The following is a 26,651-nucleotide window of genomic DNA, read 5'->3' as shown; positions in this document are numbered from 1 at the left end:
CAGGGGAGGGGCCGGACCCTCGGCAGGTTTCGCGAAAGTGGTCACCGGTCTTGCGTCGAAGACCTGCTTAGCGGATGAGCCAGTTTCCGACGAAGGACAGCACGCCCGAATAGACCACGTGTCCGTCCTCGTCCGAGACGAGAACCGTGACCGCATGGTGCTCTCCGTCGGCCGGAACTTCGTCCAGCGCGATGACGGGCAGCAGCTTCTTGGCCTCGCGCACGGCGCTCTGAAGATCGGCGCAGATCACGCCCTCGTCGTCGCGCTCGTGATGGCAGCCTTTGAGGTCGAAGAAATAACGCGGCATCGCAATCTTCGTGCACCCGAAACGGGAAGCCTCAGCATTCTTCAGCACGGGGTGGCGGTCAAGGGACGCTCGGGTGCCGCGCCGATATGACGAACGTCCGATAACCTGATCGCGCGGGAGTGCGGTGCGGGTCTGGGCCGAATGAAGTCTGCGATCCGGAGGCGGACGATCTTGGGAAACCTGGTAGCCGAAGCACAGACCTTGCCGCTGGAGACACGCCCGCTCCAGGTTTTGGTGATCGCCGGATCGGCGAGGCGGCTCGACGGATGCCCCGGCATGGACGGCAAGGCCCGGTTTCTGATGCACCGGATGCTCGGGCGCCTGCCGCCCCGCTGGCAGGTCGACCACGTCGACATCGGCAACGCGCACGGCAAGCCGAAGATCCAGGGCTGCAACGGCTGCGTCGGCTCCTCGATGGCGCTCTGCGTCTGGCCCTGCAACTGCTACGGTCCGGACAGCGACCACCAGCCCGACCTGATGTGGAACGAGAAGCTCTACCAGCGTCTCGCCCGGGCCGACGCTTGGGCGATCATCGGCCCTGTCTGGTGGTACGGGCCCTCGACCAACCTCAAGGCGATGTTCGACCGGCTCGTCTGCATGAGCGGCGGCAACCCGCGCCCCGACCTCATCGACAAGAAGAGCACCCTGAAGGCCCAGGCCCTGGAGAAGAGCCCGCTCTGGAAGGAGCTGACCCGGAACCACCTGGAAGGGCGCACCGCCGGGTTCTTCTGCTACGGCAACGAAGGCGGCAACGAACTCGACGACGACCGTCGTCCGCGCATCCTCCGCCACAAGGCGTGGTTCGACCCGGCCCGGGAGCCGTACCAGGGCGACGAGCGGAACGCCTACCAGGGCCTCGTCTGGCAATGCCGCTACAGCGGGATCGAGGTGCCGGACGACCTCTGGCGCCACGCCTCCGTCGGCCTCGGCCAGCCCTACGCCGACGACCAGGCCGACGACATGGTTCGCGCGCCCGAGGCCATGGCCTGCTTCGACGGGTGGGTCGATGCCTTCGTGGGGCACGTGACGGCCAAGGGCATCGTGCCCGGGACGACCGAGGCCGAACGGGGCGCGCAATCCACGACGGATTGACGGCCCGAGCCCCGGGTCCTCTCCGCGATGCGGCCGCGGATGCGCGGCGCGAGCATCCCCGGTCATCCGCACCGTCTTTCGGAGAATGCGGGCGTCGGCCGGCCGGGGGAGCCATCCACCGAAGGCGTTAGGGCAAACGTCGAATGGCATAGGGATTAAAGCGGGCCGGTCGCCGGTACACGGTTGGGCGTGCCTCGGGGTTCGGTGCGCGCCCGCTTGCCCGGCCCCCGCTCCCCCGACCTCACCGGAGAGATCGCCCATGACGCTCGTCCTGCGTCACCCCTTCTGGGAACGCCTGCTCGCGAGTTCCCCCCGGGGCATCGCCCTGGCGGTGTCCGGCCTCCTCCGGCATCCCGTCGCCCTGCGCCCGCTGCGCGAAGCCCGGCCGAACAGCGCCCTGGGCCGGCTCCTGAGGGGCCGCCCGGAGGTCTGGGGCATGGTCGCCACGCCCTACCTCTGCGCCCGCTGGAGCGCGGCCGAACGCCTGACCCGCATCGCCGGGCATTGCGCGGCGGTCGAGCGGCTCGGCCCCCTGCTCGATACGCCCCTCGACGCCTTCGTCGACCTGCTCGACCTGCCTGAGATCGATTCCGCCCATCGCATCGTCCTCGACCAGCCGCACTGGCTCCTGCGCGACGGGCAGGCCACCTTCAGCCTGTGGGACGGCGCGGACCGGTTGATCTCGCTATCCTACTGCCTGTCCTTCGACGGCGACGGTCTCACGGCCTATGTCGGCGGCCTGCAGGGGCGCAGCGAGGCGGGCGTGCTGGACCGCTACCGCCGCTTCACGAAGCAGGCCGAAGGCCTGCGGCCGACCGACTTCACCATCGACCTGTTCCGGGTGTTCTGTCGCGGCCTCGGCGTGACGCGCCTTCTCGCGGTCTCGGACGCGATCCATCATCGCCGCAGCGCCTACTTCGCGCGCCGGTCGGATTCGACGGCGGCCCATCTGAGCTACGATGCGCTCTGGCACGGACGCGGCGGGGCGCTGCGGCCGGATGGCTTCTACGCCCTGCCCCTGGCCGATGCGCGGCGGCCCGCGGGCGCGATCCCGGCCAACAAGCGCGCGATGTATCGCCGTCGCTACGCCATGCTCGACGCCCTGGCGGCCCGCCTCGATCGGATCACCCGCGACGGCGCCGATCCCGTGCGGGTGGGGTTTCACGGACGCGTCGGCCCGGCGAGTCCCGGCCCGTTCGGCCGCGGCCCCGGCCGCCCGGGGTTGCGCCCTTTCGCGGGTTCGGGTTCCGCAGCGGGCGCCGTCCCGGCCGCAGGGCGCGGGCGGCACTTGGAGTGGGGCTTGGGACCAGACTTCGGGACGGACCTGAGGCGCCCGCGGCCGGGGCCGCCTTGACAAGGCTTAGGCCGGGGCCGCCTTGACAAGGCGTGGGCCGGGGGTGCCATCAGCCCCCATGTCGCGCCCCCAGACACCCGGCCCGGACCCGTCCAGCCTCGACGCCTTCGCGGAGGCCGGCCTCGCCGAGCTCGACGCCAAGGCCCTGCGCCGGCGCCTCGTCGCGACGGCGCGGGCGCCGGAGGCCGGGGCGGAGCGGGACGGGCGCCGCCTCGTGTCGTTCTCGTGCAACGACTATCTCGGCCTCAGCCAGGATCCCCGGGTGATCGCGGCGGGGCAGGCGGCGCTCGCGCGCCACGGCGCCGGGGCGGGGGCCTCGCGCCTCGTCACCGGCAACCACCCGCCGCTCGCCGCCCTCGAAGCGCGCCTCGCCGCCCACAAGGGCAAGGCGGCGGCCCTGGTCTTCGGCAGCGGCTACCTCGCCAATCTGGGGATCGTGCCGGCCCTGGCGGGGGCGGGCGACGTCGTCCTCGTCGATGCCCTCGGGCATTCCTGCCTGTTCGCCGGGGCGCAGCTCTCCGGCGCGACGCTGCTGCGGTTCCGCCACAACGACGTCGCCCACCTGCGCGCGATCCTGGCGGCGCGCCGCGCCCGGCACGGGCGGGTGCTGGTGCTCACCGAGCGGGTGTTCAGCATGGACGGCGACCGGGCGCCGCTCCCCGAGATCCTGGCTCTCGCGGCCGCGTACGACGCCTGGACCCTGGTCGACGACGCCCACGGCCTCGGGGTGGTCGAGGCGGGCGCCCGCGCGCCCCTCGAAATGGGCACCCTGTCGAAGACGCTCGGCTCCTACGGCGGCTATGTCTGCGCCTCGCGCGCCGTCGTCGACCTCCTCACGAGCCGGGCCCGCAGCTTCGTCTACACCACCGGCCTGCCCCCGGCCTCCGTCGCGGCGGCGCTGGCCGCCCTCGACATCGTGGAGACCGAGCCCGCGCGGGCCGCCCGGCCCCTCGCCCTCGCGCGCCGCTTCACCGCCCGCCTCGGGTTGCCGGAGGCCCAGAGCCCCATCGTGCCGATCCACGTCGGCGAGGCCCCGGCGGCCCTGGCCCTCTCGGCGGCCCTGGAGGCGCGCGGCTACCTCGTCGTCGCCATCCGCCCACCGACGGTGCCGGCCGGCACCGCCCGCCTGCGGGTGGCGTTCTCGGCCGCGCACGACGCGGCGCAGGTCGACGGCCTCGCCGACGCGATCCTGTCCCTGCGGGCGGACGCCGACGCGCGGTCCGCCTGAACGGAGCCGGGCGGCGCGCCCTGCACCGGGAGAGCTTCGTTCATGGGCGGCAGACGTGCGCTCCCGCCTTCCGGAGTATCGCCGGGGGGCGTGATCGTCTGGCCCATCCTCATACGGTGCTGCCTCATACCGGTGCCGCTCGGCAGCATCGCTTCCGGGCAGTGGCTCCGCCACCGCGCCTATCGGCAGGCGGCGCTGAACGCTCGCTCGCAAAGGCAGGGCACCGGCGGCCGGTCCACTCGCGGCGGGCCGTATGAAAACGGCCGCCGTTCGCCCGGGCCGCGGAGGTCCGCAGCGTTGCGCTCATCCGGGACCTCGACTGTCGCCGCCCCTATGCCGCTCGCTGCCCCGTCCCGCGCATCGGTCCGAGGGGCGAGGTCCCGGCGGTCGCGACATCCGGATCGCGCCAGCCCCGCAGGACGACCTCAAACCGCGGGTGGATCGAGGAGCACCCAAAGGCGCGCGATCCGACCATCCACGATCTCGGCAACATCCGCTCCGGTCACGAGGACGGGCCCGCCTTCCGGACCTGCCTGCCATTGCAGCGAACCCAAACCGTGATGGCCGACGGCCTTGCGGGTGGGCGTGAACCGGAACGTCGGACCGAACTGATCCAGGAGCTTGCCCGCCACGGTCGCGATGGCCGCGCGTCCCCGAACGACGCCCGTCGGTTCGTACATGACCGGCTCCTCCACGAAGAGGTCGGTCAGCGCCGAGGCCCGGCGGAGCGGGTCGCGCTCGTTGAAGACACGCTCCAGGTTCGCGCGGAGCAGCGCGTCGTGATCGGGTTCTCCCGCGGCTCCCATCGTCTGCTCGGACTCGGGCATGGGGGCCTCCTTCCGTCGGGATGCGACTGCGCGGCCTATCGGATCCGCCGCGGCGGAGCGCCGGCAGAGGGCTTCCGGGAAACTGCACGAACCGGCATCCGAGCGCGAGTGGTCCGAGGCCGGAAACCCGGGCCGGATCGTCGGCGCTCCGACCTTCGCCCACATCGCGTCGCAATCGCCCGAGCGCACAGGGGTCTCGAGGCCAGCAGCGACAACCCTCCGCGCTGCCGTTCGCGGCAAGGGGCGCTCGGCCCGGCTGTCATCCGCACGTCGAACTCCACCGCGGCGGTCTCGACGACGGAGGTTTCACGAACCGGATGGCATGCCGTTCACGCGGCCAGGCCATCGTGCCTGTGCCCTGCCGGTGGGCTCGATGTCGCCGAGAACTCCCGAGCGCGGGCGTTTGCGCGCTCGGGGCGTGCCGAGCTAGTTCGGGATCAGCTCACGGGCTGGCCCCCCGGTCTCCTCGCCCCGCCCCTGGGCATAGCCCGGCAGGGCTGGGTTCCGGGCGTTGCCGCTGTCGAGGTCCGGGCCGCCGAGCCAGTCCGCGGACCGAGCCTGCGGCCGGATCGAGCCGGTGATCGCCGGGCTCTCCAGCGAATGCGTGACGGTTCGGGCCTGGGAGACCCCGGTCAGAGCAGCGAGGGTGCAGGCGGACGCGAAAGCGACGGCAGAGACGGTCTTGAGCATCGTCATGTCGGATCTCCGGTGTTTCCCGCCCGATCGAACGGCGCCGAGCAGGGATGCCGGACAGACGACGTCTTCGGCCGCTTATTCCCCATGCCGTCGAAGAATTCGGTTCTCGTTTTGAGCACCGTCCCCCAGAGACTCGGTGTCCGGTGCGCGCGTGAGAAAGTTTGGTGCGAGCGTGGAATAATCCCGGACCGGCGGCGTCCATGCCTCTGTCGTCGGCTGTCATCGGCCGCGGATCAGGCTCGCACCGGTCGGCCTGCACACGGAGGAGCCCCGGCCATGCCAGGAGATCGGACATGACGGACATGATGCGCCTCATCGCGCCGCTGATCCCGGCCCTGCGCCGCTACGCCCGCGCCCTCCTGCGCAATCCCGCCGATGCCGACGACCTCGTGCAGGACTGCCTGGAGCGCGCCGTCGGCCGCTGGCACCAGCGTCAGGCGGGCGGAGACGCGCGGACCTGGCTCTTCGCCATCCTCCACAACCTGGCGGTGACGCAGATGCGCCAGCGTGCCCGCCGCGGTGCCCACATGCCGATCGAGGACATGGCGGAGGCCACCCTGGCGGTGGCGCCGACGCAGGAGAGCGCCCTGCGCCACCGCGACCTGATGTGCGCGCTCGACGCCCTGCCGGAGGAGCAGCGCAGCGTCCTGCTGCTCGTGACGGTGGAGGGTCTGTCCTATTCCGAGACCGCCGAGATCCTCGCCATCCCGACCGGGACCGTGATGTCCCGCCTGTCCCGGGCCCGGGACCGGATGATCCAGTCGATGGACGGTGCCGAGGCGGCCGTTCCGGCCAAGCGCCCGCTCCTGCGGAGGGTGAAATGACCATGCGTCCGATCGGCGAAGACGACCTCCAGGGCCTCGTGGACGAACGGCTCGATACCGCCCGGAGGCGCGAGGTCGAAGCGTATCTCGCCGACCATCCCGAAGCGCGGGCGCGCGTCGACCGCCTCGTCGACATGGGCGACGCGATGCGGGCCGCCTTCGCCCCCATCGCCGCCGAGCCGGTTCCGGCGCGGCTGAACCTGACGCGGATCGTCGAGGCACGCCGTCGCCCGCAACGTCCAGTCTGGCAGGCGATGGCGGCCGGGCTGCTTCTTCTTCTCGGCGGGGCCGCAGGCTGGGGACTGCGCGACGTGGTCTCGCCGGTGCCGACCGGCATCGCGGCGCTGGCCCAGGCGGCGAGCATGAACTACGCGGTCTATGCCCCCGATCACACCCGGCCCGTCGAACTCGCTGCCGCCGACCGGAACGAACTCGCCGGCTGGTTCTCGGCCCGGCTGAAGCGAACGGTCGGCGTGCCGGACCTGAGCGGCGCCGGCTATCGCCTCATGGGCGGGCGCCTCGTCGCGACGCAGCAGGGGCCCGCCGGCCTCCTGATGTACGACGACGGGCACGGCGCCCGCTTCGTGATGCTCATGCGGCCCATGTCCGTGCCCGGGGACGCACCGATGCAGCCGCACACCTCCGGGACGTCGAACGGCTACGCCTGGGCCCAGGACGGGCTCGGCTACAGCCTGGTGGGAGCGGCCGACCCGGCCGTCCTGCACCCGCTCGCCGACGCGATCCGCCGCGCCACCAGCCCCAAAGCCATCTGAAGGCCCGCCATGTCCCTCCTCGACGACCTCGCCGGCGCCGGTCCGGCGATGAGACCGCGCGCCGTCATCCTGCGGCTCGGTGCCATCGCGGCTCTGGTCGCCGGCACCGCCGGGGCCTTCGCGTATGCCGGCGGCTGGCTCTCGCCGCATGACCTGACCCCGGCGCGGATCGTCGACCGCTTCGAGCGGGTCAACGGACCGCATCCGGGGTTCCGGCGCAACCACGCCAAGGGGCTCTGCCTCGCCGGCCGCTTCGAGAGCAGCGGCCGGGGCGAGCGCCTGTCGAAGGCGTCGCTGTTCGCCCCGGGCCAGATCACCCCGGTCACCGGGCGCATCGCCCTCGCGGGCGGGCGGCCCTACGCCGCCGATGCGGCCACCACGGTGCGCAGCCTCGCGCTCCGCTTCCACCTCCCAGACGGCGAGGAATGGCGCACCGGCAACAACGACATCCCGGTCTTCCCGGTGCGGACCCCGGAGGCGTTCTACGCCCAGCTCCTCGCCGCCAAACCCGATCCGGCCACGGGCAAGCCCGATCCCGAGGCGCTCGCAGCCTTCTTCGCCGCGAACCCCGACAGCGTGAAGGCGGCGGCCCTGATCAAGGCGCGGACCCTCACCGCCGGGTTCGCCGACGACACCTTCCGGGGCCTGAACGCGTTCCGGTTCGTCGCCAGGGACGGCAGGCAGACGCCGGTGCGCTGGGCGTTCGTGCCGGAGCACGCCGCAACGGCGGAGAGCCCGGCCCAGGGGGGCCGCGCGGACGAGAACTTTCTGTTCGACGGTTTCGCGTCCGCGGTCCGTCGCGCGCCCGTGCGCTGGCACCTCGTCGTCACGCTCGGCGAGCCTGGCGACCCCACGGCGGATGCGACACGGGCCTGGCCATCCGAGAGACCGAGCCTCGATGCCGGGACGGTGATCGTTTCGGAGACGGAGGCCGAGGCGGACGGCAATTGCCGCGACGTCAATTTCGATCCCCTGGTTCTGCCCGCCGGCATCGAAGGCGGGGACGACCCGCTGCTCGGCGCCCGCTCGGCGGCGTACGCGCAGTCCTTCACGCGCCGCGCCGGTGAACCGAAGTCGCCGAGCGCCGTCCACGATGCCCCCGTTGCAGGAGCCGGATTATGAGCAACACCACGCACTTCAACCGGCCGGCCCGGCTGCTGCACTGGACCATGGCCGGCATGATCCTGGCCATGCTGTTCATCGGCGTGGCGATGGTGACCTCCCTCGCGCACTATGACGCGCTCGTGGCGCTGCACCGCCCCCTCGGCATCGGCATCCTGATCCTCGCGGTGCTGCGCCTCGTCAACCGCTGGCGCCATCCGCCGCCGGCATTGCCGCCAGACCTTCCGGGCTGGCAGCGGCAGGCGGCACACGCCTCGCACCGCCTGCTCTACGGCCTGATGCTCGGGCTGCCGCTGATCGGCTGGGCGATGCTGTCGGCGGCCGGCTATCCCATCGGGCTCGGCGGCTCGGTGGTGCTCCCGCCGATCCTGCCGCGCGATCCCGCGATCTATGCCTGGCTGCGTCCGGTCCACTCGGTGCTGGCCTACGCCCTGTTCGGCCTCATCCTCGCTCATCTCGGCGCCGCCCTGATGCATGGGCTGATCCGCCGGGATGGCGTCTTCTCCAGCATGGCCCTGCGCGCGACGGCGCCGCGCTCTTGACGACGATCCGGGCAACGAGGCGAGACGGCATGGACGACAGCGCAACACGCCGGGTGCTCATCGCCGGGGGCGGCATCGCCGGCCTTGCCATGCGGCGAGCGCTGCAGCGACGCGGCCTTCCCTCGCTGACCCTGGAGCGACGACGGACGCCGGCCGATGCGGGCCTCGCCATCAATCTGCCGGGAAACGCGGTCCAAGCCCTGCGGCAGCTCGGCCTGAGCGACGCCCTGCGCAGGGTCGGCTCCCCCATCCGCCGGCGCGAATACCGCACCGGGAGCGGGCGCCTCCTCTTCGCCATCGACGAGACGGCGTTCTGGGGGGAAGAGGCATGCCCGCATTGCCTGCGTCGCGCCGACCTGCTGCGCCTCCTGACCCGCGACCTTCCCCCGGCCGATCTCCGCCACGGATCCGGGATTCACACCGTCCGGCAGGTGCCGAAGGGCGTCGCGATCGAGACCCGGGAGGGGATGGTCGAGACCGGCGGATTCCTCGTCGGCGCCGACGGCGTCCACTCGCGGGTTCGACGCGAGACGTTCGGTGATTCCGTGCTCGGCGCGGCGATGTTGGCCCCGGCGAGCTGGCGCTTCATGGCACCGAACCCGGGCCTCGGCGCCTGGACGCTGTGGGCGGGATCGGACGGATTGTTCCTGCTCATCCCCGTCGACCACGGCGAGGTCTACGGGTGGGTCTCGTTGGGCGCGGCCGCCGGACGGGGGCGGGATCTGGCCGCCTTCCGGACGGCCTTCGCGTCGTTCCCGCGCCTCGTCCGCGACACCCTCGCGTCGGTTTCGTCCGAGCCGGGCGCGCTCCATCACTCGCCCCTCGAAGAGGTCCGCATTCCGACCTGGACCCGGGACCGGGTGGTGCTGGTCGGGGATGCCGCGCACGCGACGGCGCCGGTCTGGGCCCAGGGCGCCGCCATGGCTCTTGAGGATGCCCTCGTGCTGAGCTCACTGCTCGCCGGGAGGGCGGACTGGGGCACGGTCGGTCCGGACTACGAAGCCCTGCGCCGGCCCCGCGTGGCCCATGTCCAGGCCATGACCGATCGCCTGTCCCGCACCGCACGGATGCCGAATTGGGCCAGAAGCCTCTTGCTCCCCGTGATCGGGCCGCGCAGCTACCGCGCCACTTACGCTCCCCTGCGCACACCGGTCCCGGCCTGAGCACCGGGCCACGGCGATCCCGTGCATTCCCGACGGTCCCGGACGGGGCCGGACACGGAACCAGGATACTTCCCCGACGACGACAGCCGGATCCGTCCCTCGACGTCCGGCCGCGTCCTCGAATGTCGCGAGGCGGCTCCGACGGTGGATCGGCGCGCCGGATGTCGCGCCTCTCCATCATGCGGGCGACGTCTTTCGGGCGACGTCTTGGGGTGCCACGTCTTGGGGTGCCACATCTTGGGGTGCCACGTCTTGGGGGGCGACGCTGGTTGCGTCGGACTCGGGGGCCGGCGATACCATGGGGCGGTGACCGAGGATCGAACCGATGCGCCGAAGGCCACCGAGCCTCACGTCGTTGGGCTGGCGGTTCAGCCTCTTCACGCTCCTCTACCTCTACCAAGGCGTCGTCGCGGGCTTCGCGCTGACGGCCCTGGTCAACCACTTCGCCACGGCCGGTGCCTCCACGGCGGAGGTCGGCCGGCACCTTGCGATCGTCGGTCTGCCCTGGGTGCTGCAGCCGCTGCTCTGGGGGCCGGTGATCGATCGCGCGACCCCCGCCCGGATGGGGCCTCGCCGCTTCTGGCTCGTCCTGTCTCTGGCCTGCGCGCAGGTGGCTCTCGCGGGCCTTCTCCTGCTCGGCGCGGCCCCGAGCTTGACGGCTGTCAGCGCCGTGCTGTTCCTCCACAGCCTCGCGGCCTCCCTCGCCGATACGGCAACGGACCGCATGATCGCCGGCAGCGTACCGACCGGCGAACTGGGACGCACCAGTGCTGCGACGCGGGCGGGCTTCGTCACCGGCGGTGCGGCGGGGGCCGCGATCTTCGCCTGGCTGCTCGCCGCGAACGGCTTGCCCGCAGCGGCCGGCATGCTCCTCGCCCTGACGACTCCGCTCGCCTTGGTGTCCGTTCTCGTGCGCGAGGCGCCGACCGACCGGCTTCTCTCCCTTCGCCGCGGACCCCCATCGCGGGCGCCGGACCGGGGTCGGGCGTCCGAGGCGGTCGCCTTCGCGCGTCGGCTCCTGACTGCGTTCCGGACGCGCGACGCGGCGACCCTCCTGGCGATGTGCTTCGCGATCGATCTCGGTCTCGCGGTGTTCCAGGTGCCCTTCGCCGTCGCGCTCGTGCAGGTCCACGGCTGGAACGCGGTCGATCTCTCGCGCCTTCAGGCGGGACTGGCTCTCCTCGGCGGGACCCTCGGCGCGGCGGGCCTCGGCACCGCCGTCGACCGCTTCGGGCCGCACCGTGCCCTCCGTGCCCTCCTCGTCGCCTGCGCGGGAGCGTTCGGGATCGCTGGATTGCTGATCGTGGCCGGATTGGAGGCTGCGGCGGGTCCGGTCATCCTCGGGCTGGCGAGCGTGGTGCCGGCCCTGCTCTACGTCGCCCTGCTGCCGACCGTCCTGCTGGCGAGCCGCACCGGACAGGCGTCGGCGACGCAGTTCCAGGTCTACATGGCGGCCCTGAACTTCGGCGACGTCGTCGGTTCGGCGCTGGCCGGCGCGCTCGCCGCGGTGACGGCCCCGACGATCGTCGCCCTCGGCGTCGCGGTCGTGTTCCTGATCTGCGCACGCGTCGCCCCGACCTTCGGCCGGGGGCGGTTCCAGCAGGCCGGCGCCGCGTAGATCGGTCCCGCCGAGGCGTGCCGCGACGTCGCCGCATGATCGCTCGACCGAGCGTCCTAGAACATCGCCACGATGGCGACGCCCACGACCATGATCAGAGCCCCGAGGACGCGCCATAGGCTCGCCGGATGAACCTCGAAGCCGACCCAGCCGTAATGGTCGAGCACCAGCGAGGCGACGACGCCCACGGTGACGATGATGCCGAGGAACGAGGCGGCCCCGATGGCCGGGGATGCGTAGAGCTGGGCCAGGATCAGGAGGACGCTGAGGCAGCCGCCCAACCATCCCCACCACGGGACCTGGGCGAGTTGCTGCCCGGACGGAATTTCCAGTTTGCCGAGGGCAAGGCCGCCCACGAGCATCGTCCCCGTGCTCACGAAGAGGATGATGAGCGCGGCCGTGACCGGCATGGCCAACGACTTCGAGAGAGTTGCGTTCTGGCCGGGTTGGATCGCATTCGCGAGACCGGCGAGGACCGTCAGACCATAGAGATACCACATGCTGTGACAGCGCCTCGGCAGGCCGCCAAGTTTCCCCGTTTTCGCTCCATGCGGCGTTTTGTAAGACCCGTTTGCGCGATCGGGGGCGTCCAGGGGCGCTCGAAACGAGCCGCTCCTCCGAGCGGGCGCGCCCGCGGCGGTGGCGGGGCCGGCACTACGGCGACCGGTTCACGCTCGATCACGGCACCGGTGCGGGCGCGTCCGTCCGTGTGCCGCCGACCGGGACGCACGCGATGGTGCGACGGCGAGGAACATCGACGGGCGGCGCGTGGAGACCATCCCCGATTGCCGTCGCGTCCGGGTCCCGCGCCGGCTCGGTGGCGATGGCGTGGAAAGCACCTCCGATCCGCCGAGGCTGTCCCGGCATGCGGCGGGGAGGGGCGGTCGGACCATGCCGAACCGACGCCGAACACCGCTCCGCTGTGCCGTTGTGGTCCATTGCCCTTAGGTTCGTCTCGGACGGCCACGCACGACCGCTTCCACCGGCCGTTGCCCGGCATGGGCCGGCCTACCCGATCGGGGGACAGCATGACGGACCTTTCGCGAAACAAGGCCACGGTGATCGCCTTCTACGAGCTGATGTTCAACGAAGGCCGGCCGCGCGAGGCCATCGCGCGCTATGCCGGCGACGTGTACATCCAGCACAACCCGCACGTGGCCACCGGCAAGGACGGCTTCATCGCGTATTTCGAGCGCATGGCGCGGGCGTGGCCGGGCAAGCGGGTCACGGTGAAGCGCGCCCTCGCGGAGGGCGATTTCGTCGTGCTGCATTGCCTCCAGCACTGGCCGGGCGACCACGATTACGCCGCCATGGACATCTTCCGCCTCGATGCCTCCGGCCGCATCGTCGAACACTGGGACGTGCTCCAGATCCTGCCCGAAACGTCGGCGCACGAGAACGGGATGTTCTGACGAACGACCCGCCCGAAGAACGACCCGCCCGAAGAACGACCCGCCCGAAGAACGGCCCGCCCGAAGAACGACCCGCCCGAAGAACGGCCCGCCCGAAGTACGGCCCGCCCGAAGTACGGCGCGGTCCGGGCGGGCCGCCGTGCCGGCTCCCGTGCCGGTCGGGGAAGTTCCCGCGCCGCCGCTGAATTTTTTGTTGCCGATCCGTCTCATGGCGGCGCGCGTACGACAGTGATGGCGAAACATTTCGCGTTGTCGTGACGGTCCGATCCCTTCGAGGCTCTCGATTCCTCAAGTCGAACTTTTTCGGCCAGATGTTTTCGGTAGATAAGATCCATATTTACAATTCTCGTCGCGCCGACTGAAGAAATGGCGCCGACGCATATTTTGTTTACCTGATGAACCCAAGAATGAGCCGAACGTCCTCCGGGGCAAAGCCAGGATAACGGCCGTGGGATTTCGGCGCGACGCTCCCGAGGGCGCCGTCGCGACGGGCCGTCCCGCGATCCTCGGTCGAGGGCGATGCGTGGGGGCACGGGGCATCCTGTCGGCCGCCACGATCGATTGGGTTGAGGGTCTACGATGAACATTTCGACCGTCGTCGAAGTCAAGCGGCCGACTTCGTTGAACGAACTCTCGGGCTGGCAAGATGGCTATTCCTGGCTGGCCGGCGGAACCTGGCTGTTCGCCGAGCCGCAGACTGCCGTCGACACGCTCATCGATCTCGAAAGCCTGGGCTGGGCGCCGCTGACCGCGACGGAATCCGGCCTCGAGATCGCCGCGACCTGCCGGATCGTCGACCTGCACGGGTTCGAGGGTCCGCCGGCCTGGCGCGCGGTGCCGCTGTTCCGGCAGTGCATCGACTCGTTCCTGATGTCGTTCAAGATCTGGAACGCCGCCACCATCGGGGGCAACGTCTGCATGTCGCTCCCCGCCGGCGCGATGATCTCGCTGACCGCCGCCCTCGAAGGGGTCTGCACCCTGTGGCCCCGCGACGGCGCGCCCCGCACGGTCACGGTGGCCGAGTTCGTAACCGGCAACCACGCGAACGTGCTCGCCAAGGGCGAACTGCTGCGCAGCATCCACCTGCCCGCCGCGGCGCTCGCGAAGCGCACGGCCATGCGCCAGGTCTCGCTCACCCGCTACGGGCGCTCGGCCGCCCTGATCATCGCCACCGTGGGCGACGACGGCGCCGACTTCCTCCTCACCATCACGGCGGCGACCCCGCGGCCGGTGCAGCTGCGCTTCGCCACCCTTCCCTCCGCCGACGACCTGCGCCGCGCCATCGACGCGCGCCTGGCGCCGGACGCCTACTTCCCCGACGTGCACGGATCGGCGCCCTACAAGCGTCACGTCACGCAGTACCTGGCCGAACAGATCCGTACGGAGCTCGCGTGACCCAGTATTCCATCAACGGCCGCGCCTACGCCGCCGAGCCGGCGCCGGGCCAGTGCCTGCGCACCATGCTGCGCGACCTCGAGGTGTTCGGGGTCAAGAAGGGATGCGATTCCGGCGATTGCGGCGCCTGTACGGTGCACATCGACGGCAAGCCGTTCCATTCCTGCCTCGTCCCGGCCTTCCGGGCCGAGGGACGCGAGGTCACCACCATCGAGGGGCTGGCGCCCTGCGGCGAGCGCCATCCGCTGCAGCAGGCGTTCCACGACGCGCAGGGATTCCAGTGCGGCTTCTGCACCGCCGGCATGATCATGACGGCCGTGACCTTCACGGACGCGCAGAAGGCCGACCTGCCGCACGCCCTCAAGGGCAACCTCTGCCGCTGCACCGGCTACCGCTCGATCAAGGACGCCCTGAACGGGGTCTGCAACATCGAGGCGGACGTCGCCGGCAAGGCCCTCGGGGCGAGCCTGCCCAACCCCTTCACCGACACCATCCTGAACGGCACCGCCCGCTACACCATGGACCTCGCCGTCGAGGACCTGCTGCACCTCAAGGTGCTGCGCTCGCCCCACGCCCACGCGCGCCTCGTGTCCATCGACCGCCAGGCGGCGCTCGCCGTGCCGGGCGTCGTCGCCGTCTACACCTGGGAGGACGTGCCCAAACGCCGGTTCAGCTCGGCCCTGCACGAGGATCACCTCGTCGATCCCGACGACATCCTGCTGCTCGACAACGTCGCCCGCTTCGCCGGCCAGCGCATCGCCGCCGTGGTGGCCGAGACGGAGGCCGCCGCCGAGGCCGGCTGCCGGGCCCTGCGGGTGGACTACGAGGTTCTGCCGGCGGTGTTCGACCCCGTCCTGGCCATGCGGCCCGACGCGCCGGTGCTGCACGACAAGGACGGGCTCACCGCGAGCACCAACATCTTCTGCACCCTCCAGGGTGAGATTGGCGATGTGGCCCGGGGATTCGCCGAGGCCGACGCCGTGCACGAGCAGACCTACTCGACCTCGCGCGTCCAGCACGTGCACCTCGAGACGCACGGCTCCATCGCCTGGAAGGGCGAGGACGGGCGCTGGCATGTCCGCACGAGCTCGCAGGGGCCGTTCGCCGTGCGCCAGAAGCTCGCCTACATCATGGGGATCCCGCACCGCGACCTCCACGTGTTCACGGAGCGGGTCGGCGGCGGGTTCGGCGGCAAGCAGGAGATGGTCTCGGAGGACCTCGTCCTGTTCGCCACGATGAAGCTCGGCCGCCCGGTCAAGTGGGAATGGACCCGCGAGGAGGAGTTCATCGGCGCGACCACGCGCCACCAGATGACCACCCGGGTGAAGATCGGCGCCCGCAAGGACGGGACCCTGACGGCCCTCGACGTCGCGGTGTTCTCCAACACCGGAGCCTATGGCGGCCACGGCAGCGAGACCCTGGCGGCCGCCATGGCGAGCCCGATCGCGGCCTACCGCTGCGCCAACAAGAAGGGCATCGGCCACGCCGTCTACACGAACATGACGCCGGGCGGCGGCTTTCGCGGCTACGGCGCCTCGCAGACCACCTTCGCGGTGGAATGCGCCATCGACGCCCTGGCCCGGCAACTCGGCATCGATCCCTTCACCATGCGGCGCCGGAACGTGGTGCAGCCGGGCGACAACATCGAATCCATCTGGAAGGAGCCGAGCGACGCCAGCTTCGGCAGCCACGGCATCGGCGAGTGCCTCGACATCGTCGAGCGCGAACTCGCCAAGGGCAACGGGGTCGCCAAGCCCGAGGGGGCGGACTGGGAAGAGGGCCGGGGCGTGGCGCTCGCCATGCTCGAATGCGGACCGCCGACCGAGCACCGCTCGGGCGCCGAACTCCACCTCAAGGCCGACGGCACCTACTTCCTCGCCTGCGGCTCGACGGAGATGGGCAACGGCATCACCACGGCGCACAAGCAGATCGCCGCCGCGATCCTGGGGACCCGCGCCGACGATGTCGGCATCATCAACGCCGACACCGACCGCACCCCCTACGACACCGGCACCTTCGCCAGCACCGGCGTCGTGGTCGGCGGCAAGGCGGTCCACCTCACGGCCGAGGCCATGGTCGAGGACATCCTGGACTTCGCCAGCAGGCACACGGGGGTGCCCCTGGAGCAGTGCCGCCTCGACGCCGACGGGGTCGTCTGCGGCAACCAGCGCATCACCCTGGTGGATCTGCACGCGGCGGGCACGAAGGTCGACCACCGCTTCACCGTGAGCCGCCGGGCCTACCTCTCGCCCCGGACCATCGCGTTCAACGTGCAGGGCGTGCGCCTCGCCGTGCACCGCATCACCGGCGAGATCCGGGTGCTGCACAGCGTCCATGCCGCCGATATCGGCCTGCCGATCAACCCGATGCAGTGCCGGGGCCAGCTCGATGGCGCCGTCTCCATGGGGTACGGCTGGGCGCTCGTGGAGAACATGGTCCACGACGACGAGGGCCGGATGGTCAACGCGCAGCTGCGCAACTGCCGCATCCCGACCTTCGCCGACACCCCGCGCACGGACATCTTCTTCGCCGACACGACGGACCGGATCGGCCCCCTCGGGGCGAAATCGCAAGGGGAGTGCGGCATCAACCCCGTGGCCCCGGCGGTCTCGAACGCGCTGGCCGACGCCACCGGCGTCCGCTTCGCCCACCTGCCGTTCACGCCCGACCGCCTGTTCACGCAGCTCGCCGCCCGATGAGCGACGCGGCCCACAGCGTCAGCATCGTGACGCAGACCTCCGTCCGGCCCGAGAGCGCCGAGGCGTTCGCCCAGTGGCAGGGCGGCACCAGCGCGGTGATCTCGGGGTTTCCCGGCTTCATCGAACAGCGCCTGATGCCGCCCCACCCCCCGCTCCAGGTGGATTGGGTGATCCTGCAGCGCTTCGGCAGCCTCGCCGACGCCAAGGGCTGGCTCGCCTCGCCCGAGCGGCAGGCCCGCATCGTCGGCGCCTCTCCGATGCTGGTGGGGCGCGACGATGTCCACATCGTCACGGACGACGCCAGCGCGGCCCGCACCGCGCCGGCCTCGGCGGTCATCAGCACCCGGGTGAAGCCCGGGATGGAGGCCGCCTACCGCAAGTGGGAGCAGAAGGTCGCCGCCGCGCAGTCGAAGGCCGCCGGCCTGCAGGGCTATCGCTTCGAGCCGGCGGTGCCGGGCGTGCAGGAGGATTACGTCGCGATCCTGCGCTTCGACAGCGATGCCAACCTGAGGGCCTGGCTCGACTCGCCCCAGCGCCGGGAACTGATCGAGGAGGCGGTTCCGCTGACGGCGGAATTCCACACCCGGACGGTGCAGAGCGGGTTCGAGCAGTGGTTCCGCGACGCCACGCCGGAGGGCGCCCCGCCGCCCGCCGCTTGGAAGATGAACATGATCGTCCTCCTGACGCTCTATCCCACGGTGTTCCTGTGGGGCCTGTTCGTCGGAACGCCGTTCCTCGGCCGCGTGCTGAACCTCGATTTCCCCGTCGCCCTGTTCATCGGCAACGTCTTCAGCGTGCTGGTAACGGCGCGGCTGGTGCCCTGGACCGCCAACCGGCTCGGCTGGTGGCTGTCGCCGCCGCCGGAGCGGCGCGCCGGCACCGACCGCCGGGGCGCGGCCCTGCTGATCGCCGCCTACGCGATCATGATCCTGGTGTTCTGGAAGGTTCTCTGAGCCGCCCTCAGAGGTGACCGTGTTCACACATCGGGCAGGCAGCGCGGGTCACCTAGTCTCTCGGCGTTTCGCCGGTTCGACCGAACTGACCCGTCGCGAAGACACGTTTGGGAAACTCGCACATGCTCGCGTTCGCGCCTCGCGCCGGCCGCCCGGTCCTGACGGCCCTCGGCTTCTCGGCGGCCCTCCTCGTCGCGGACGCCACCGGGGCGCACCCCATCGGGGCCGCCCGCGCGGCCGAGCCCCTGGCGGCAGCCACTGCGCTCGTCGCGCCGCCGTCCCCGCCGGGGTTCTTCAGCTTCTCCGACACCATCGTCAGCTACCGCTTCCAGGGGCCCTCGGCGGAGCCCGGCATCGGCGTGCAGCGCCCCGACGGCACGCCGACGGGCCGGCGGGAGCCCCGCGAGATCCCGAAGAACGTCGTCAACCTGTTCCATACCAACGCGTGGACCTACGGCACCAACCTCGTGTCCCTCGATCTCCTGCGCTCGGGCTCGCAGGACCCGGCCGGCAACGCCTTCGGCAGTTTCCCGGACATCGGCGCGACGGAACTGTACCTCATCTACCGGGGCACCCTGAGCCCGAACCGGATCTTCGACACCGACGTGTTCGCCATTCCGGGCCTCGTCAAGGATATCGGCCTCGCCTTCGGCGTCGACGCCAACGCCAAGAACACCACCTTCAACTCGCAGAAGCGCGCCGGCACCTTCGGCCTCAACTTCGCCTTCGACGTGCCGGCCGGATTCCTCAACCTGAAGGTCCAGGGCTACAAGGAATTCGCCCATAACGGCTTCGCCGCCGGCCGCTTCCGCAGCGTCGAGTTCCAGATGACGCCCGAGTTCGAGCTCACCTACGCGATTCCCCTGCCGTTCACGGGCCTGCCCCTCTCGCTCTCGGGCTTCAACACCATCATCCTGCCCAAGGGCCGCTACGGCCGCACCAACGAGTACGAGACGCAGCTCGAATTCGTGTCGCAGACCAATCTGGTCCTCGATGTCGGGCAGCTCGCGGGCGGCCCGGCCCACCGGCTCGAAGTGTTCGCCGGGTTCCAGTACTGGCACAACAAGTTCGGCGCCGACCCCCGGCGGACCATCAACACCGAGGAGAAGGCCCTGATCGCGGGCGTCTCCTACCACCTCCCGTAGTAGAGGCAGCCCGCCGTAGGGACGGTCCGGGCGCCCCCGCCTCAGCTCCGTCCGGCGCGCAGGTCGCCGGGGGCGAGGCCGAAGCGCCGGCGGAACGCGCGGTTGAAGGTCGGCACGTCGGCAAAGCCGCACGCATACGCGATGGTGGCGATCTTCAGCCCGTCGTAGCGCGACGCGGCGAGGCGGTGGTGCGCCAGGGCGAGGCGCGCCTCCCGGATGGCCGCCGCGATGCCGTCGGTCTCCGAGAACGCCCTATAGAGATGGGCGCGGGACACGCCCAGCACCGCCTGGATCTCGTCGGGGCCGAGGGCCGGGTCGTGCAACCGGCGCTCGATATGGGCGCGGGCGAGGGAAACCACCGCCGCGTGCGAGACGGGCACGGTCGACCGGTCGGCCGGGGCGCGGGGGAGGCCGCGCAGCATGTGGAGCACGCCCTCGACGGCGACCTGCGCCTCGCCCTCGGTCATCCACGCGACGGAGCGGGCGAAGCTGCGAAAGCATGCCTCGAACGCCGCGTTGGCGGGTTCGCCCGCGATGCAGAGGCCGGCGAAGCGGTCGACGTCGCCGATCCAGGCCTCGAAGGTCCGGCGCGGCACCGCGAGGCGGATCTCCTCGTAATCGGTCTGGGTGCCGGCGAGGAGGGGACGGCCGCGCGACAGGAAGCTGATGCCGCCGGTCGCGATCCGGGCGCCGCGATCGAGCTGCTCCTGATACCCGATCCCGTCGAGGGCGAGGCCGATCACCACCATCTCGGGGGCACTTCGATCGACGTGGCGCGACCCGACCTTCAGGCTCACCGGACTGCTCACCGTATGGGTGAGGGCCCAGTCCGCGGTGCCCACACCGAGGCGCCGGGCCCGGAACGGCCCGCGCGGCTGCACGCGGGAGACGTCGCCGAAGGGCGCCAGGGCGGTGGAGCGCCAGAAATCGAAGGCCCATTTCGATTCGACGTGATCCGTCGTTTCGACCACGCTGGGGACGATCGCCAGTCGAGACACGTTGCAAGCTCCGGTGTCCCGCCGCCGGCCGATCGCGGGTGTTCGGGATGGGATCGCGTAGCACACATTACGCCGTGCGATTTCATCCGGGCGATTTCATCCGGTCGCGAGAGGGGACGACGGTCCCGGCGGCATCGGGCGGTGCGCGGAGCGGGGTTCGTGCGCCGCGCCCACACGGGACATTAACGGCCCCGGTGGTCTTAATCCGGGCGCACGCGACATCCGGCGCTCCGTCGGCCGACCGCGTCCACGGACGCCCCAGGCATGAACCCCTACCTGCTCCTCGCCTTCGCGATCACCGCCGAAGTCACCGCGACCCTCGCCCTGAAGGCCGCCGACGGGCTCACCCGCCCGGTGCCGACGATCATCACGGTGCTGGGCTACGGCACCGCCTTCTGGCTGATGTCGCACAGCATGAACATGCTGCCGATCGGCGTGGTCTACGCGATCTGGGCCGGGGTCGGCATGGTCGGCGCGGCCCTCGGCGGCGCGCTCCTGTTCGGCGAACCGATCACCCTCCCGATGATGGTCGGCATCGGCGTGATCGCCGTCGGCGTCACGATCCTGGCCTCGGGCCAGACCGCACCCCACTGACGAGGGTTCGCAGGAGCCGCCACCGGTTCTGCGCCGAGACCCTGCGCCGGACCCGGGACCCGAGCGGGTCCGTCGTGGTACCGCCCGTCCGCATCGATAGCGCAGGGGTAGATGCGGCGGGATTCCTCTCCTGGTGATCCTTGCCCTCGTGATCCTTGCCCTCGTGATCCTCCCCTTTGCGCTCCTTCCCTTCGCGCTTCTCGCCATCGAAAAGGGTTGCCTTCAGGTGTCTGCGAAACCCGGCCCGCGCGCGCGGCTCCGCCCCCGGCTCGTCGGCGCGGCCCTCGCCCTCGGCCTCCTCGCCGGGGCGGCCTGGGCGGCGACCGCGCTCCTCGCCGTGCCGAACCCCGTCACCCTGGCGGCCCTGGCCGTCGTCGAGCCCTCCGCCGTGGGGACCTGGTTCGCGAGCCGGCCGGTGGCGGCGTCGGCGACACCGCGCATCCTGACGGTGCAGCCCCGCCCGCTGCCCGACCGGGTCCCTTGGAAGGGCGCCCTCGTGCCGATCGCCACCGTGCTGGAGGCGACGCGGACCAACGCGTTCCTGGTGTCCCAGAACGGCGTCCTCGTCCACGAATGGTACCGGCCGGGCTTCGAGGCGGCGACGCTGTTCCCGTCCTGGTCCGTGGCGAAGTCCGTGGTGTCGCTGCTCGTCGGGCAGGCCATCGCGGGCGGCCGCCTCAAGGAGACCGACCCCGTCTCGACCCTGCTGCCCGACCTGCACGGGGTGCCGGTCTTCGGCCGCATCACGGTCCGCGACCTCCTCGACATGACGAGCGGCCTCGCGGTGCCGGAGAACTACGACCCCTGGAACCCCCTCGTCGGCACCGCCGGGATGTACCTCACCCGCGACCTGCCGGCCTTCGTCCGCGCGCATGCCGCCCTGTCCTCGAAGCCCGGCAGCAAGGGCGAGTACCGCAGCATCGACACGGAGGTGCTCGGCCTGATCCTCGCCCGGGTGCACGGCAAGCCGCTGGCCGACATCCTGTCGGAGCAGATCTGGACACCCATGGGGGCGGGGGCCGACGCCACCTGGAACCTCGACGCGCAGGGCGGGACCGAGAAGGCGTTCTGCTGCCTCAACGCCGTCGCCCGCGACTTCGTCCGCCTGGGGCTGATGGTGGCCGATCGCGGCCGGGTCGGCGCGGTCGACGTCGTTCCGCCGCACTGGATCGAGCGGATCGAGACGCCGGCGCGGCGGGCCGTCGACGGCTGGCCCTACTCGGCCCAGTGGTGGCACGTGCCGGCCGGCGACGACGACATCTCGGCCATCGGGGTCTACGGCCAGTACATCTACATCAACCGCGACACCGGAACGGTGATCGTCAAGCTCAGCGACCATGGCGCCGAGCAGGACGAGGCCGACACCCTCGCGGCGATGCTGTCCCTCGCCCGCGGCCTCGCCCCGCCGCACCGGTGACGCGCGCCCGCGCCTTCCCCCTGGCCGCCGGGCTCACGGGTCTGCCCGCCGACTCGTTCAGGGGCCGCGCCCGGCCGGCGTGGACCATCACGGCGCTCCCGCTCCACGCGGGCAGGGCGATCGCATCCGAATCGCCGCTATCCCAGCAATCGCCGCTATCCGAGGAACCGGCGCACGAGGAGCTGGGCGAGGTCGCGCGGGGGTTCGGGGGTCAGCACCGCGAGCTTGCGCGAGGTCGAGAGGGACGCGAGGCCGTGCAGGCCGGCCCACAGGGTCGCCACCGCCTGCCGGCGCTCGTCCTCCTCCGGGATCATCGGCTGCAGCACCCGGTCGACGAGGTCGGTGGTGCGCGCCAGGGCCTGGGCGTACCAGTCGGGAAACGCCGAGTCTGGCGCCAGGCTGTGCTCGAACACCAGACTCCACACCTGCGGGTCCGCCTGCACGAAGGCCAGGTAGGCATCCGCCAGGGCCACCGCGTTGTCGCGCGGCGGCGCATCGGGCGAGATCGCCGTCACCAGGGCATCGTGCAGGCGCTCCAGGGTGCGGGCGTTGACCCGCATCACCACCGTGTCGAGATCGCCCACCGCGTTGTAGATCGAGTTCGGGGCGTAGCCGATCACTGCCGCGAGGCGGCGCATGCCGAGGCCGCGCAGCCCCTCCTGGCGCACCAGCCCCTCGGCGGCCTTGGTGACGAGGCTCTGGAACTCTTCCCGGTTGTGGTCGCCGCGCGGCCCCGTTCCGCGTCGTACCGTCTTGGCCAAGCCCCTGCGCTCCCCGTGTCTGTGTTGGACCCACAAAGGTTAGTCTGGCACAGAACGCCCGCTCAACCGTCGGGTTCAGGGCGGGAGCCGGCAAGGATCGGTGCGTTTTGTAAGGGCTTCCCCCTCAAGACGTACGTCCGCGTCCCGCCCGTGCGCCGGCGCACGGGCGGGACGCGGACAGTCACGGAGCGGATTGCGCGCCCCGATTTTTTGAACGACGTTCAATAAGCACGGGTCGTGGCGGGATTTGACGCTTCGCCGACCGCCGGGCAGTCATGGTGCCGCCAAGGAGACACCCATGTTCCGTACGTTGATGACCACGCGCCGGTTCGCGCCACTGTTCTGGTGCCAGTTCTTCTCGGCCTTCAACGACAATTTCCTCAAGAACGCCCTCGTGTTCCTGATCCTGTTCAAGGTCGGCGGCACCGGCGAGGGCTCGGGCATGCTCGTCACCCTGGCGGGCGCGGTGTTCATCGGGCCGTTCTTCATCCTGTCGGGCCTCGGCGGCGAGATGGCCGACCGCTACGACAAGGCGCTCATCGCCAAGCGGCTGAAATTCGCCGAGATCTTCGGCGCCGCCGCCGCCGCCGCGGGGTTCTGGCTGCATTCGGTGCCGGTGCTGTTCGTGGCGCTCGGCCTGTTCGGTACCATCGCGGCCCTGTTCGGCCCGATCAAGTACGGCATCCTGCCCGACCACCTGAAGCGCGAGGAGCTCACCGCCGGCAACGCGCTCGTGGAGGCCGCGACCTTCCTCGCCATCCTGCTCGGCACCATCGTGGCCGGCCTCGCCACCGCCATGGGCGGCGACGCCCTCGCGTTCAGCGCCCTCATCATGGTGTTCGCGGTCCTGTGCTGGCTCTCGGCCCGGGCGATCCCCGCCACGGGCGAGGCGGCGCCGGGCCTGAGGGTCGATCCCAACGTGGCGCGCTCCACCGCCGCCCTCCTGCGCGACCTCTGGCGCGACACGCGGATGTGGCGCGGCGCCGTCATCGTCAGCTGGTTCTGGCTCGTCGGCGCCGTGATCCTGGCCCTGCTGCCGGTGCTCGTGCGGACCAGCCTCAACGGCTCCGAGACCGTGGTGACCCTGCTGCTCGCCGTGTTCTCGGTGGGCATCGCGGTGGGCTCCGGCCTCGCCTCGTGGCTGGCGAGCGGGCGCATCGTACTGCTGCCGACCCCCATCGGCGCCCTGCTCATGGGCGTGTTCGCCCTCGATCTGGCCTGGACCGTCGCCCATCTGCCTCCCATCTCGGGCGCCGTCCTGGGTGCAGGCGACTTCCTCGCCACGGGCACGGGCCTGCGCATCACGGTCGCCTTCGCCGGGCTCGCGGTGGCGGGCGGCCTCTACATCGTGCCGTCCTTCGCCGCCGTGCAGGCCTGGACCGACAAGGACCGGCGCGCCCGGGTCATCGGCGCCGTCAACGTGCTCACCGCCGCCTTCATGGTGGCGGGCGCGCTCGGCCTCGCCGCCCTGCAGGGGGCGGGCTGGTCCATGGCCGCCCTCCTCACCCTCATCGGCGTGCTCAACCTCGTGGCCGGCGTGGTGATCCTCCTCGTCCTGCCCACGAGCCCGTTCCGCGACTTCCTCTCCATCGTGTTCCGGGCGTTCTACCGCTTGGAGGTGCGCGGCCTCGACAACGTCGACAAGGCCGGCCCCAACGCGATCATCGCCCTCAATCACGTCTCGTTCCTCGATGCGCCGCTGGCCCTCTCGCTCCTCGACCGGGAGCCGGTCTTCGCCGTCGATCACGGCATCGCCCAGCGTTGGTGGGTGAAGCCGTTCCTCGCCATGACCAAGGCGATGCCCCTCGACCCGACCCGGCCGCTCGCCACCCGCACCCTGATCAAGGCCGTGCGCGACGGCGAGACCCTGATCATCTTCCCCGAGGGCCGGCTCACGGTCACGGGCAGCCTGATGAAGGTCTACGACGGCGCCGGCCTCATCGCCGACAAGTCCGACGCCATGGTGGTGCCGGTGAAGATCGAGGGACTGGAGAAGACCGCGTTCTCGCGCCTGTCGAAGGATCAGGTGAAGCGCCGCTGGTGGCCGAAGGTCACCGTGACGATCCTTGCCCCGGTCAAGCTCGCCATCGACCCGGACCTGAAGGGCAAGCACCGCCGCCGGGCGGCGGGCGCCGCCCTCTACGACGTGATGTCGGACCTCGTGTTCGAGACCGCCGACATCGACCGCAACGTCATGAGCGCCCTCATCCAGGCCGGCAACGACCACGGCTGGCGCCGCAACGCCCTCGAAGACCCGGTCACCGGCAAGCTCAGCTACGCCCGCCTGGTGATGGGCGCCAACATCCTCGGCCGCAAGCTCATGCCGCTCGCCCCCGAGGGCAGGCCCATCGGGCTGATGCTGCCCAACGCCAACGGCGCGGCGGTGACGTTCTTCGCGCTCGCCAGCGCCGGCCGGGTGCCGGCGATGATCAACTTCTCCGCCGGCCCCGCCAACGTGCTGTCGGCGTGCCGGGCGGCGCAAGTCGAGACGATCCTGACCTCCCGCGCCTTCATCGAGAAGGGCCGCCTCGGCCCCCTCGTCGAAGCGATCCAGGGGTCCGTGAAGCTCGTCTACCTCGAGGACGTGCGCGCCACCGTGACCACGGGCGACAAGATCCGGGGCTTCCTCGCCCCCCGCAAGCCCCTGGTGGCCCGCCGCGGCGACGACCCGGCCGCGATCCTGTTCACGTCGGGCTCGGAGGGCGCGCCGAAGGGCGTGGTGCTGGCCCATCGCTGCATGCTCGCCAACACCGCCCAGGTGGCCGCCCGCATCGATTTCGGGCCGACCGACAAGGTGTTCAACGTGCTGCCGGTGTTCCACGCCTTCGGCCTCACGGCGGGCCTGATCCTGCCCCTCGTCTCCGGGGTCCCGGTCTACCTCTACCCCTCGCCGCTGCATTACCGGATCGTGCCGGAACTCGTGTACGGCTCGAACGCCACGGTCCTGTTCGGCACCGATACCTTCCTCACGGGCTACGCCCGGATGGCCCATTCGTACGACCTGCGGAGCTTGCGCTACATCGTGGCCGGCGCCGAGCCGGTGAAGCAGACGACCCGCAAGACCTATTCCGAAAAATTCGGCCTGCGCATCCTGGAGGGCTACGGGGTCACGGAATGCGGGCCGGTGGTGGCCCTCAACACGCCGATGTTCAACCTCTTCGGCTCCGTCGGCCGCCTGCTGCCCGGCATCCAGTATCGCCTGGAGCCGGTCCCCGGCATCGACGAGGGCGGACGCCTCCACGTGAAGGGGCCGAACATCATGCTCGGCTACCTGCGGGCGGAGAAACCCGGCGTGCTGGAGGCCCCCGTGGACGGCTGGCACGACACCGGCGACATCGTCGCCATCGACGCCATGGGCTTCGTCACCATCAAGGGCCGGGCCAAGCGCTTCGCCAAGATCGGCGGCGAGATGGTGTCGCTCGCCGCCGTCGAGTCCCTCGCCGCCGAGCTCTGGCCCGACACGCCCAGCGCCGTCGCCGCCGTGCCGGATGCCCGCAAGGGCGAGCGCCTGATCCTGTTCACCGAGCAGGCGGACGCCACGCGCGCCGCCTACCTCACCTACGCCAAGTCCCGGGGCGCCACGGAGATCGCGATCCCCGCCGAGGTGGTGGTCGGCAAGGTGCCGATGCTCGGCACCGGCAAGGTCGACGCCGTGAGCGTGAGCCGGATGGCCCGCGAGCGCGCGGGCAGCGACGCCACCGCGGCGGCCTGAGGCCGTCGTCGCCGGTTCG

General features: G+C 71.2%; 23 protein-coding genes. 17 read left to right on the top strand and 6 right to left on the bottom strand.

Annotated features, from left to right (window positions below; all coding sequences use genetic code 11):
- Window positions 1–67: 67 nt before the first annotated feature.
- Window positions 68–307, bottom strand: a complete 240-nt coding sequence (locus tag ASG60_RS14425) for a hypothetical protein (protein ID WP_056176813.1) — start codon at window positions 305–307, stop codon at window positions 68–70.
- Between the two features lie 141 nt (window positions 308–448).
- On the opposite strand from ASG60_RS14425, the gene ASG60_RS14420 reads away from it, so the two are divergent.
- From ASG60_RS14420 to ASG60_RS14410, 3 genes are all read left to right on the top strand, one after another.
- A complete protein-coding gene (locus ASG60_RS14420; RefSeq protein ID WP_056386319.1) occupies window positions 449–1,399 on the top strand; it encodes an NAD(P)H-dependent oxidoreductase in 951 nt (316 codons plus the stop codon).
- Between the two features lie 259 nt (window positions 1,400–1,658).
- Entirely contained in the window at window positions 1,659–2,753 is a 1,095-nt protein-coding gene (locus ASG60_RS14415) for a DUF535 family protein (protein WP_056386318.1), read from the top strand.
- Between the two features lie 58 nt (window positions 2,754–2,811).
- A complete protein-coding gene (locus tag ASG60_RS14410) occupies window positions 2,812–3,981 on the top strand; it encodes an aminotransferase class I/II-fold pyridoxal phosphate-dependent enzyme (RefSeq protein ID WP_056386316.1) in 1,170 nt (389 codons plus the stop codon).
- Window positions 3,982–4,406: 425 nt separating this feature from the next.
- On the opposite strand, the gene ASG60_RS14405 is transcribed toward ASG60_RS14410, so the two are convergent.
- Both ASG60_RS14405 and ASG60_RS14400 read right to left on the bottom strand, forming a co-directional pair.
- On the bottom strand, window positions 4,407–4,808 hold the full coding sequence (locus ASG60_RS14405; protein ID WP_056305635.1) for a nuclear transport factor 2 family protein: 402 nt from the start codon (window positions 4,806–4,808) through the stop codon (window positions 4,407–4,409).
- 426 nt (window positions 4,809–5,234) lie between these two features.
- Entirely contained in the window at window positions 5,235–5,498 is a 264-nt protein-coding gene (locus tag ASG60_RS14400; RefSeq protein ID WP_056177019.1) for a hypothetical protein, read from the bottom strand.
- A gap of 299 nt (window positions 5,499–5,797) precedes the next feature.
- Here ASG60_RS14400 and ASG60_RS14395 point away from each other — a divergent pair, with 299 nt between their 5' ends.
- The 6 genes from ASG60_RS14395 to ASG60_RS14370 all read left to right on the top strand — a co-directional run bounded on the left by ASG60_RS14395 (window position 5,798) and on the right by ASG60_RS14370 (window position 11,546).
- Window positions 5,798–6,328 carry a sigma-70 family RNA polymerase sigma factor gene (locus tag ASG60_RS14395; RefSeq protein ID WP_056176827.1) on the top strand — a complete coding sequence of 177 codons (531 nt, stop codon included), beginning with the start codon at window positions 5,798–5,800 and terminating at the stop codon, window positions 6,326–6,328.
- The gene (locus tag ASG60_RS14390; RefSeq protein ID WP_056305639.1) at window positions 6,325–7,101 is read left to right on the top strand and encodes an anti-sigma factor; all 777 of its coding nucleotides are present in this window, start codon (window positions 6,325–6,327) and stop codon (window positions 7,099–7,101) included. Before ASG60_RS14395 ends, ASG60_RS14390 begins: the two co-directional genes overlap by 4 nt.
- A 9-nt stretch (window positions 7,102–7,110) precedes the next feature.
- Window positions 7,111–8,223 carry a catalase family peroxidase gene (locus tag ASG60_RS14385; protein ID WP_056268160.1) on the top strand — a complete coding sequence of 371 codons (1,113 nt, stop codon included), beginning with the start codon at window positions 7,111–7,113 and terminating at the stop codon, window positions 8,221–8,223.
- Entirely contained in the window at window positions 8,220–8,765 is a 546-nt protein-coding gene (locus ASG60_RS14380; RefSeq protein ID WP_056176837.1) for a cytochrome b, read from the top strand. Before ASG60_RS14385 ends, ASG60_RS14380 begins: the two co-directional genes overlap by 4 nt.
- A 29-nt stretch (window positions 8,766–8,794) precedes the next feature.
- Window positions 8,795–9,928, top strand: a complete 1,134-nt coding sequence (locus ASG60_RS14375; protein ID WP_056386314.1) for an NAD(P)/FAD-dependent oxidoreductase — start codon at window positions 8,795–8,797, stop codon at window positions 9,926–9,928.
- 325 nt (window positions 9,929–10,253) lie between these two features.
- Window positions 10,254–11,546 (top strand): MFS transporter, encoded by a 1,293-nt coding sequence (locus ASG60_RS14370; protein WP_082531767.1) that lies wholly within the window; start codon window positions 10,254–10,256, stop codon window positions 11,544–11,546.
- A gap of 56 nt (window positions 11,547–11,602) precedes the next feature.
- On the opposite strand, the gene ASG60_RS14365 is transcribed toward ASG60_RS14370, so the two are convergent.
- Entirely contained in the window at window positions 11,603–12,046 is a 444-nt protein-coding gene (locus ASG60_RS14365; protein ID WP_056176846.1) for a DMT family transporter, read from the bottom strand.
- Window positions 12,047–12,574: 528 nt separating this feature from the next.
- On the opposite strand from ASG60_RS14365, the gene ASG60_RS14360 reads away from it, so the two are divergent.
- From ASG60_RS14360 to ASG60_RS14340, 5 genes are all read left to right on the top strand, one after another.
- Window positions 12,575–12,958: a nuclear transport factor 2 family protein gene (locus ASG60_RS14360; RefSeq protein WP_056305645.1), complete on the top strand. Its 384-nt coding sequence runs from the start codon at window positions 12,575–12,577 to the stop codon at window positions 12,956–12,958.
- A gap of 579 nt (window positions 12,959–13,537) precedes the next feature.
- Entirely contained in the window at window positions 13,538–14,353 is an 816-nt protein-coding gene (locus ASG60_RS14355; protein ID WP_056386310.1) for an FAD binding domain-containing protein, read from the top strand.
- On the top strand, window positions 14,350–17,052 hold the full coding sequence (locus ASG60_RS14350; protein WP_056386306.1) for a molybdopterin cofactor-binding domain-containing protein: 2,703 nt from the start codon (window positions 14,350–14,352) through the stop codon (window positions 17,050–17,052). The genes ASG60_RS14355 and ASG60_RS14350 overlap by 4 nt, the downstream gene beginning before the upstream one ends.
- Window positions 17,049–18,005, top strand: a complete 957-nt coding sequence (locus ASG60_RS14345; protein ID WP_056386304.1) for an antibiotic biosynthesis monooxygenase — start codon at window positions 17,049–17,051, stop codon at window positions 18,003–18,005. The genes ASG60_RS14350 and ASG60_RS14345 overlap by 4 nt, the downstream gene beginning before the upstream one ends.
- Window positions 18,006–18,127: 122 nt before the next feature.
- On the top strand, window positions 18,128–19,150 hold the full coding sequence (locus ASG60_RS14340; protein ID WP_156398916.1) for a hypothetical protein: 1,023 nt from the start codon (window positions 18,128–18,130) through the stop codon (window positions 19,148–19,150).
- Window positions 19,151–19,191: 41 nt separating this feature from the next.
- Here the strand turns inward: ASG60_RS14340 and ASG60_RS14335 are convergent, their stop codons facing one another.
- A complete protein-coding gene (locus ASG60_RS14335; protein WP_056386303.1) occupies window positions 19,192–20,148 on the bottom strand; it encodes a helix-turn-helix domain-containing protein in 957 nt (318 codons plus the stop codon).
- A 264-nt stretch (window positions 20,149–20,412) separates the two neighbouring features.
- On the opposite strand from ASG60_RS14335, the gene ASG60_RS14330 reads away from it, so the two are divergent.
- Window positions 20,413–20,742 (top strand): multidrug efflux SMR transporter, encoded by a 330-nt coding sequence (locus tag ASG60_RS14330; protein WP_056176867.1) that lies wholly within the window; start codon window positions 20,413–20,415, stop codon window positions 20,740–20,742.
- A 133-nt stretch (window positions 20,743–20,875) separates the two neighbouring features.
- Window positions 20,876–22,159: a serine hydrolase gene (locus ASG60_RS14325; RefSeq protein ID WP_244476679.1), complete on the top strand. Its 1,284-nt coding sequence runs from the start codon at window positions 20,876–20,878 to the stop codon at window positions 22,157–22,159.
- A gap of 155 nt (window positions 22,160–22,314) precedes the next feature.
- Here the strand turns inward: ASG60_RS14325 and ASG60_RS14320 are convergent, their stop codons facing one another.
- Window positions 22,315–22,827, bottom strand: a complete 513-nt coding sequence (locus tag ASG60_RS14320; protein ID WP_056360983.1) for a TetR-like C-terminal domain-containing protein — start codon at window positions 22,825–22,827, stop codon at window positions 22,315–22,317.
- Between the two features lie 391 nt (window positions 22,828–23,218).
- Between ASG60_RS14320 and ASG60_RS14315 the strand changes: the two genes are divergently transcribed.
- Window positions 23,219–26,632: an acyl-[ACP]--phospholipid O-acyltransferase gene (locus ASG60_RS14315; protein ID WP_056386301.1), complete on the top strand. Its 3,414-nt coding sequence runs from the start codon at window positions 23,219–23,221 to the stop codon at window positions 26,630–26,632.
- Window positions 26,633–26,651 lie beyond the last annotated feature (19 nt).

This window comes from Methylobacterium sp. Leaf469 (assembly GCF_001424745.1).
Taxonomy (GTDB): Bacteria; Pseudomonadota; Alphaproteobacteria; order Rhizobiales; family Beijerinckiaceae; genus Methylobacterium.
The sequence above is the reverse complement of the archived record's forward strand: the minus strand, read 5'-3'. Positions and strand labels throughout refer to the sequence as shown.